The organism is Bacillus sp. (in: firmicutes), assembly GCF_031983925.1.
Lineage (GTDB): Bacteria > Bacillota > Bacilli > Bacillales > Bacillaceae_G > Bacillus_A > Bacillus_A pacificus.
In genome coordinates this window covers 1050200-1059287 of sequence record NZ_DALYZR010000002.1, presented here as the reverse complement: position 1 = coordinate 1059287, position 9088 = coordinate 1050200, and the positions used below count along the sequence as shown (strand labels likewise).

The 9088-nt window shown below is 37.1% G+C and carries 7 protein-coding genes and 1 pseudogene; 6 read left to right on the top strand and 2 right to left on the bottom strand.

The genetic code is table 11. From position 1 onward, the window contains the following. Positions 1-324: 324 nt before the first annotated feature. Both RTP99_RS11660 and RTP99_RS11655 read left to right on the top strand, forming a co-directional pair. The gene (locus tag RTP99_RS11660; RefSeq protein WP_000799860.1) at positions 325-687 is read left to right on the top strand and encodes an ArsR/SmtB family transcription factor; all 363 of its coding nucleotides are present in this window, start codon (positions 325-327) and stop codon (positions 685-687) included. A gap of 160 nt (positions 688-847) precedes the next feature. Next, positions 848-2080, top strand: coding sequence for an NADH:flavin oxidoreductase/NADH oxidase family protein (locus tag RTP99_RS11655; RefSeq protein WP_000753185.1), 1233 nt, complete (start codon positions 848-850; stop codon positions 2078-2080). A 318-nt stretch (positions 2081-2398) separates the two neighbouring features. Here RTP99_RS11655 and RTP99_RS11650 read toward each other — a convergent pair whose 3' ends face one another. Together RTP99_RS11650 and RTP99_RS11645 are read right to left on the bottom strand one after the other, a co-directional pair. Then, the gene (locus tag RTP99_RS11650) at positions 2399-2941 is read right to left on the bottom strand and encodes a transcription repressor NadR (RefSeq protein ID WP_000812272.1); all 543 of its coding nucleotides are present in this window, start codon (positions 2939-2941) and stop codon (positions 2399-2401) included. After that, positions 2941-4083, bottom strand: a complete 1143-nt coding sequence (locus RTP99_RS11645) for an IscS subfamily cysteine desulfurase (RefSeq protein WP_000973743.1) — start codon at positions 4081-4083, stop codon at positions 2941-2943. The genes RTP99_RS11650 and RTP99_RS11645 overlap by 1 nt, the downstream gene beginning before the upstream one ends. 152 nt (positions 4084-4235) lie before the next feature. Here RTP99_RS11645 and nadB point away from each other — a divergent pair, with 152 nt between their 5' ends. From nadB to exsA, 4 genes and pseudogenes are all read left to right on the top strand, one after another. Then, a complete protein-coding gene (gene nadB, locus RTP99_RS11640; RefSeq protein ID WP_001138548.1) occupies positions 4236-5765 on the top strand; it encodes an L-aspartate oxidase in 1530 nt (509 codons plus the stop codon). A 19-nt stretch (positions 5766-5784) separates the two neighbouring features. Further along, positions 5785-6618, top strand: a complete 834-nt coding sequence (nadC, locus tag RTP99_RS11635; RefSeq protein ID WP_001092214.1) for a carboxylating nicotinate-nucleotide diphosphorylase — start codon at positions 5785-5787, stop codon at positions 6616-6618. A 30-nt stretch (positions 6619-6648) separates the two neighbouring features. Further along, the gene (nadA, locus tag RTP99_RS11630; RefSeq protein ID WP_000025300.1) at positions 6649-7755 is read left to right on the top strand and encodes a quinolinate synthase NadA; all 1107 of its coding nucleotides are present in this window, start codon (positions 6649-6651) and stop codon (positions 7753-7755) included. A gap of 225 nt (positions 7756-7980) precedes the next feature. Next, positions 7981-9088 (top strand): annotated as a pseudogene (exsA, locus tag RTP99_RS11625) (spore coat assembly protein ExsA); the annotation flags it as partial.

Here is a 9088-nt window from a genome sequence, read left to right as displayed (position 1 = left end):
CAGGTATGGGCGCACAAGGTATTCGTAAGAGCCTTGAGTCTATGACACGTGAAAAGGTAACTGTAGTGAATTTTAAATAGGTAATCAAAACAAGTGACAATAAAAAGAAGGAATATATCCTATTTTTAGAATCACTTGTTTTTGATTAGATTCATAAAATTTATTGCTTAAAGTAAAGCTAATTTTAAATAAATGTGGAAATCTTATTATGAAAAATGGGAAAGAGATTCAATGGTCTCCATTTTCTTTCCCAATGATTATTCGTGAAATATTTATGATAAGATTTGAATGGTTTAATTGATTGAACGAAAGGAGATGCAGTGGATGAAGAATGTAGAAAAGTTAAATAAATTAACAGACGATTTTAAGGCATGCCAAACTGTCTTAACAGCAATTGGGGATTCTACACGACAATCAATTATTATTACCCTTATTGCAGCAGGCTGTGAAGATGGAATGAGAGTAGGCGAAATCACACGTAAAACACATTTATCACGTCCTGCAGTTTCCCATCATATAAAAGTGCTGAAAGATGCAAAGGTTGTCAATGTAAGACGTGTTGCGACGATGAATTTCTATTACATTGACCCTGAAAATAATAATTTAAAAATGGTAAAGAATTTACTTCAAAATATGGATGATTACATTGCTGAGCATTGGGAGCCATCAAATAAAGTGGAACTTTAATCAGTGGGGGGATTCTTCATCCCCCACTGATTATCAGCCCTCACCAATCGGACTTTTATGGGCAGCCCGTTCCCCACCTAACTTCTTTGTTTTCGCTGAATTTTGAGGTGGGGGTCTTACTGCCCATTAAAGCGGGATAAATAAAGAAAGGATAGAAAAAATGAAAAAGACTCTTTTAAATACGCCGGTGAATAGATCAACTAAATTCACTGTGAAAAACCGTTTTTATAAAGCTGCGATGAGTGAAACAATGGCTACAAAAAACAATAATCCAACGGAAGAACTAGTAACGCTATACGGTCGTTGGGCGCAAGGCGGGGCTGGTTTACTTATGACTGGCAATGTCATGATTGATCGTGAGGCACTTGGCGAACCGGGAAATGTCGTTATTGAAGATGAGCGTGATTTAGATATCTTAAAAAGATGGGCAAAATCTGGTACGCAAAATGGTACGCAGCTTTGGATGCAAATAAATCATCCTGGTAAACAATCCCCGAAAACATTATCTAAAAATCCAGTTGCGCCAAGCGCCATTCCACTTACGGGTGATATTAAAGATTTCTTTAATAAACCAAGAGAATTAACATCAGGTGAAATTTGGCAGTTAATTAAACGATTTGGCAATGCCGCTCGTATTGCAAAAAAGGCTGGTTTTACTGGTGTTCAAATCCATGCCGCTCATGGTTATTTAATCAATCAATTTTTATCACCTCACCATAATCAGCGCCAAGATGAATGGGGTGGAGATTTAGATGGGCGTATGAAATTTTTAATTGAAACATATTATGAAATTCGTAAACAAGTCGGCGAGGAATTTCCAATTGGATTAAAACTAAATTCTGCCGACTTTCAGCGCGGTGGTTTCACTGAGGAAGAATCGATGAAAGTACTAAAAAAAATGGACGATTTGGGTATGGATTTAATTGAAATTTCTGGTGGGAACTATGAAAATCCTAAGATGTTTGACGGGGTACGCGAAAGTACGAAAAAACGTGAGGCGTATTTTTTAGATTATGCTCAAAAGGCTCGAACACTCGTACAAGCGGTGCTGATCGTAACAGGTGGTTTCCGTTCCGAAGAAGGCATGAATGAGGCAATTGAAAGTGGAGCTGTAGACATGGTTGGTGTCGGAAAGCTATTTGCATTAAACCCTGATTTTCCGAATCAGATTATTCATGGCAATTATCACACAGTTACGATCAAGCCAATTCGAACAGGTTTGAAAAGATTAGATAAAAAAATATCTTCTATGTTAGAGCTTACTTGGTATGAACGTCAATTCAAATTGATGGGAAAAGGAAAAGAACCAAACCCTAATTATAGTGTATGGAAAACGGTATTCCAAATGATAAGCGAAAATGGGATGAATGCATTCCAAAAGAGACGTGCATAAATAAAATATAGAGAATTATTATTTTGTTGTTTTAAAATATTTCTAAAGATGTTTTTAATAGAAGGAAGAATAAAGGATGAAATCAACGTCCTTTGTCTTATTTGAGTTATTAAATTTCAAAAAATTATTGTTGTTTGATATTATGTTATTTTTTAAAAATTAAAGAAACGGCGTTATATTAAAGTAAATTGTTTCTTAGATGCATATGGTGATAAAGGTCATAAAAAATAGGTGTATCAACTAAAGTGTTGATACACCTTAAAACTGTTTCTTTAAACAACATAAGTCGTCGTTTAATATATCTTTAATTGCTTGACATTAATAAACGAGAAAACCAGCTTTATCTAGTGCCTCGCAAGCTGCATCTAACTTTTCTTTTGAATCTGCCTCAATAGTATGTAAGTGAATACCGTCTGTTAATTGCGAAAGATAGGACGCATTTGTGTTTTCGATTTTTTGTAAATATTGCTCTACATCAAAGCGATTGCTTACCATGATGGATGCTGTTAAGTCACCGTATACAGGATGCTCAACTTTTACATCTTTAATTGTAACGCCGTGGTCAACAAGCATTGTAAGTTCTTGACGTACTTCTGCTGGCTTATGTTGGCATACGATTACGCGTTCGAAAGCTTGTTGTTTCTCTTGTGGTTTTAAATATAAATAGCCTTGAGCAGTTGCAATGATCGGTTCGTTTCGTGCTTTAAGCAAGGAAATATCTTGCACGATAACTTGTCTACTTACATTCGTTTTTTTCGATAGCTCATTCCCGGATAACGGTTCATTTGCAGCGAGAAGCCACTGAAGGATAAGCTGTCGTCTTTCTTCACCTAAAATCTTTTTTTGTTCATTTTGTTTCATTATGATTTAACACCTCTATAAAATTGATTTCCAATTGTGTGTAGTGCATGAATAGTAGTATCAATTTGATCTTTCGTTGTTTGTTGTCCGAAAGAGAAGCGGACATATTGTTTTGCCTCTTCATACGTTTTTCCAATTGCAAGCATTGTTTTCGAAGGTTCTTGTTTACCAACTTGGCAAGCACTTCCGGTAGAAATGGCAATACCGCGGCGATTACATTCTAGCATTGTATATTGACCTTCTATTCCTTTTATTGTAACCCCAATAATATGTGGTAAACAAGAAGTAGAATGACCTTCTACTTCAATTTCTAGAGGAAGTGCTTGTAATCGCTCTAAAAAGTAGGATCGTAACTCTTTAAAACGTAAACTTTCTTCCTGTTGATTTTTCAATATATTCTCAGCAGCTGTTAAAAAAGCTGCGATGCCAGGAACGTTCACTGTACCTGGACGAAATCCTTTTTCGTGAGAAGTCCCCGGAAATATTTGTGTCCAGCGAACTTGCGGATTGATATAGCAAGCGCCGACACCTTTTGGTCCGTATATTTTATGTGCTGAAACAGAAAGACTATCAATCCCCATCTCAAAAACATGAATAGGAAGTTTACCAAAGGTTTGTACACAATCTGAATGAAATAAAACGTTATATTTTTTTAAAAGTGCCCCAATCTCTGCGATATTTTGAACGGTTCCGATTTCAGAGTTTCCGTGCTGTATACTTGCTAGAACAGTATCTTCTGTAATAGCTGCTTCTAAATCTATTAAATGAATGAGTCCATTTTTATCAACAGGAATTTCAGTAATTGTATACCCTTTTGATTGTAAGGATTGAAAATAACTTCGAATGGATGCATGTTCCATAGGTGTAGTAATAATATGCTTCTTGTTTTGGGCATTGAGAAGGGACTGGATCGCAAGGTAGTTCGATTCTGACCCACCGCTCGTGAAGAATACTCCTTGTTCCTTTCCGCCAATCATTTCGGCAAATGTTTTTCTACAAACTTGTAATAAAGAAGAGGCCGTTCCTCCAATATCGTGTAAACTTTGTTCATTTCCGAAGTATTGCGATGCTGCTTTCATATATGTTTGTAATGCTTCCGCGCTCATAGGTGTAGTAGCTGCATAATCAAGATATATCATCATGTAAGTTCCTCTCTCTAGTAAGAGTTACATTTCTTTTATTTTTTAAATGGTAGTGAAAATAAGAATTATAAAAAAACTCTTGTCATTATTTTAAAACTATGTAAATATAGGTGTCAAGACAGTTGAAAAGTGTAAAGTAGGAGGCAACAATTATGCCAAGTGCAGATGTCTTAATTATTGGAAGTGGCGTTGCGGCACTTCGTGTTGCAAAAGAGATTTGTCACGAAAAGAATGTGATTATTATCACAAAGGAAACGAATCGTAATAATAATACATATTTAGCGCAAGGTGGAATTGCCGCAGCGATAGCTACATATGACAATCCAAATGATCATTTTGAAGATACGTTAGTAGCGGGATGTCATTATAACAATGAAGATGCGGTTCGTTATTTAGTTGAAGAAGGGCCGAAAGAAATGAATTATCTCATTGAAAATGGAATGAAATTTGATGGAGATGAAACGGGCCCTCACCTTGGAAAAGAAGGTGCACATCGGAAGCGTCGTATTTTACATGCAGGTGGCGATGCAACAGGAAAGAATTTATTAGAGCATTTCATTCAAGAAGTAGTTCCGTACGTTACGGTAGTGGAACAGGAAATGGTGCTTGATTTTATTATAGAAAACGAAAAATGTGCTGGAGTTTTAACGCGAGATAGTGAAGGGAAGTTGAAGCGTTACGATGCAGATTATACGGTGTTAGCCTCAGGCGGGATTGGTGGTTTATATGCCTTTACTTCTAATGACAAAACAATTACGGGTGATGGACTTGCGATGGTGTACCGCGCGGGTGGGGAGCTTGTAGATTTAGAATTTGTACAATTCCATCCAACAATGTTATATGCGGGCGGGCGATGCTGTGGCCTCGTCTCTGAAGCAGTCCGCGGTGAAGGAGCTGTCCTTATAAACAGAAAAGGGCAGCGTTTTATGATGGATATACATCCAGATCATGATCTCGCACCGCGTGATGTAGTGGCAAGAGCGATTCATGAACAGCTTTTGTCGGGTGAAAAAGTGTATTTGAACATTGAGTCTATCCAAAATTTTGAAGAACGTTTTCCAACTGTATCATTATTGTGTAAAAAGAATGGTGTTCATATAAATGAAAAACGCATTCCGGTCGTACCGGGTGCTCATTTTCATATGGGCGGCGTGAAAACAAACTGTGATGGAGAGACGTCCATTCCACATTTATATGCGGTTGGTGAAGTAGCTTGTAACGGTGTTCATGGAGCCAATAGATTAGCGAGTAATTCATTATTAGAAGGTCTTGTGTTTGGAAAAAGAATAGGACAGCATCTTTTAACGAAAGCGACAAAAGACAGATTGAACAACTTTGCTGAGAAGGAAAAGAAATTTATCGTTCTGAATCATTTGCCGACGAAAGAAGAAATACAAGAATGTATGATGAAATACGTTGGGATTGTGCGAACAGAACAAAGTTTATCTTATGCAAAGAGATGGCTTAGTAAATACGGTGTTCGAAATATGATATTGCAACATGATGCTCTTACAAATGAAGAGATAACGATTGTGAATATGTTAACAGTTTGTGAGCTTATCGTCGTATCAGCTTTGCAAAGAGAAGAAAGCATTGGTGGCCATTATCGAAGTGATTATCCACATAGAAATAGCGTGAAAAAAGAAATCGTTCGAGTGAAAAGAAAACTACAACTTGTGTAATGAGGGGAAGAGGGGCTTTATGAATACGATAAAGGTTAAAGAAGCATTAAATCGATTTTTTCTAGAAGATATAGGAGAAAGAGATGTAACATCTCAGCTTATTTTTCCAGATAATTTACTTTCAAAAGGAACGTTTCTTGCAAAGGATACAGGGGTCTTTGCGGGACGTTTAGTCATTGAAGAAGGGTTTAAATTAATTGATGAGAGAATTGAAGTGGAGCTTCATAAAAAAGATGGAGATCTTGTAGAAAAAGGCGAAATAATTGCAACTGTCCAAGGACCAATCGCATCGTTATTAACGGCAGAGCGCGTTATATTAAACATTATCCAGCGTATGAGCGGGATAGCGACAATGACATACGAGGCTGTTCGTGCCTTAGATAGCAGCCATACACGCATTTGTGATACGCGAAAAACGATGCCAGGGCTACGCATGTTTGATAAGTATGCAGTCGTGTGCGGAGGCGGATTTAATCACCGCTTCGGCCTATATGACGGTGTCATGATCAAAGATAATCATATTGCTTTTGCTGGTTCTATTACGAAAGCTGTTACATCGGTGAAAGAAAAAGTAGGGCATATGGTGAAAGTAGAAGTGGAAACAGAAACAGAGGAGCAAGTGAGAGAAGCTGTAGCTGCTGGTGCAGATATTATTATGTTTGATAACCGTACGCCAGATGAGATTCGGGAGTTTTCAAAGATTGTACCAAGTGCCATCGTTACGGAAGCATCAGGAGGCATTACAATTGAAGGTTTATCGAAATACGGAAAAACAGGGGTAGATTATATTTCACTTGGATCGTTAACACATTCAGTGAAAGCACTTGATATTAGTTTCAATATTGAGGCGTAAGGAAAGTGGCTTAGAGGGGGAGAAAGGAATATGAGTATTTTAGAAAAAGTACAACCGATTGAAACGATGTTACCAGAGCGTTATTACACGATGTCAACAGAAGATATGGAAAAGCGGGTTCGTGAAATTAAAGAAAAAATGGGGGAAACACTATTTATTCCAGGCCATCATTACCAAAAAGATGAAGTGGTACAATTTTCTGATGCAGCAGGAGATTCACTTCAGCTTGCGCAAGTTGCAGCGAGCAATAAAAAGGCGAAATATATTGTATTTTGCGGTGTACACTTTATGGCAGAAACAGCAGATATGTTAACGACAGATGATCAAATCGTTATCTTACCAGATATGCGTGCAGGTTGTTCGATGGCAGATATGGCAGATATTGAACAAACAGAAAGAGCGTGGAAAGAGCTCACAAAATTATTTGGAGATACGATGATTCCGTTAACGTATGTAAACTCTACAGCTGCAATTAAAGCGTTTTGCGGTCGTAATGGCGGAGCGACAGTAACTTCTTCTAATGCAAAACAAATGGTATCTTGGGCGTTTACACAAAAAGAGCGTCTCGTCTTTTTACCGGACCAACATTTAGGAAGAAATACAACGTACGACTTAGGTATCCCGTTAGATAAAATGGCAGTATGGGATCCGTATACAGATTCATTAGAGTACGAGGGAGATATAGAAGAAATTCAAGTGATTTTATGGAAAGGACATTGTTCTGTTCATCAAAATTTTACAGTGAAAAACATTGAGAACGTACGGAAAAATCAGCCGGACATGAACATTATTGTACATCCAGAATGTTGCTACGAAGTTGTAGCTGCTTCGGATTATGCAGGTTCAACGAAATACATTATTGATATGATTGAAGCGGCTCCATCCGGAAGTAAATGGGCGATTGGTACAGAAATGAATTTAGTGAACCGAATTATTCAACAACATCCAGATAAAGAAATTGTTTCACTTAATCCGTTTATGTGTCCGTGTTTAACGATGAACCGAATTGACCTACCGCACTTATTATGGGCACTTGAAACGATAGAAAAAGGAGAAGAAATTAACGTTATTAGCGTAGATAAACAAGTGACTGAAGAGGCAGTTCTTGCATTAAATCGTATGTTAGAGCGTGTGTAAAGCAGCGGATTCCCGTTGCTTTTTTTCGTACATATAATCATAACGAGAACAAAATGGGCATACATTGTTTTGAAGAAATCATTGCGATTATCTTATACTTACTCCGCTTCTAATGATATTGAAAATCGAAGAAGTGATACAAGTGAAAAGAGGTTAACGTTATTTAGAAAGGGTTACTTCATGAGATTTGTTACTTATAGATAAGTTATACAGGAGGGGGAAAATTTGAAAATTCATATCGTGCAAAAAGGGGATACCCTTTGGAAAATTGCGAAAAAGTACGGAGTGGATTTTGATACGTTGAAAAAAACAAATACACAACTTAGCAATCCAGATTTAATTATGCCAGGTATGAAAATTAAAGTACCATCAAACAGTGTACACGTAAAACAGCATGCTGGAGCAGGTTCAGCACCTCCAAAACAATACGTAAAAGAAGTGCAACAAAAAGAATTTGCAGCAACGCCAACGCCGCTTGGAATAGAAGACGAGGAAGAAGTTACGTATCAATCAGCACCAATTACACAAGAGCCTGCCATGCAACAAACACAAAAAGAAGTGCAAGTAAAACCACAGAAGGAAATGCAAGTGAAACCACAGAAGGAAATGCAAGTGAAACCACAAAAAGAAGTACAGGTAAAACCACAGAAGGAAATACAAGTGAAGCCGCAAAAAGAAATACAGGTGAAACCGCAAAAAGAGGTGCAAAAAGAACAGCCAATTCAAAAGGAAAAACCAGTTGAAAAACCGTCTGTTATTCAAAAACCACCTGTTATAGAAAAACAAAAACCAGCGGAAAAAGAAAATACGAAGTTTTCGGTAAATGTGTTACCGCAACCGCCGCAACCACCAATAAAAACGAAAAAAGAATATAAAATTTCAGATGTAATTAAAAAGGGAAGCGAGTTAATTGCTCCTCAAATTAATAAAATGAAACCTAATAACATCATTTCTCCGCAAACGAAAAAAGATAATATAGTGTCACCGCAAGTAAAGAAAGAAAATGTAGGAAATATAGTGTCACCGCAAGTAAAGAAAGAAAATGTAGGGAATATAGTATCACCGCAAGTGAAGAAAGAAAATGTAGGAAATATAGTATCACCACAAGTAAAGAAAGAAAATGTAGGAAATATAGTATCACCGCAAGTAAAGAAAGAAAATATAGGAAACATAGTGTCACCGCAAGTGAAGAAAGAAAATGTAGGAAATATAGTATCGCCGCAAGTGAAGAAAGAAAATGTAGGAAATATAGTGTCACCAAATGTATCGAAAGACAATGTAGTTATTCCGCAAGTAATACCGCCAAATATTCAAGTGCCAAACATAATGCCAA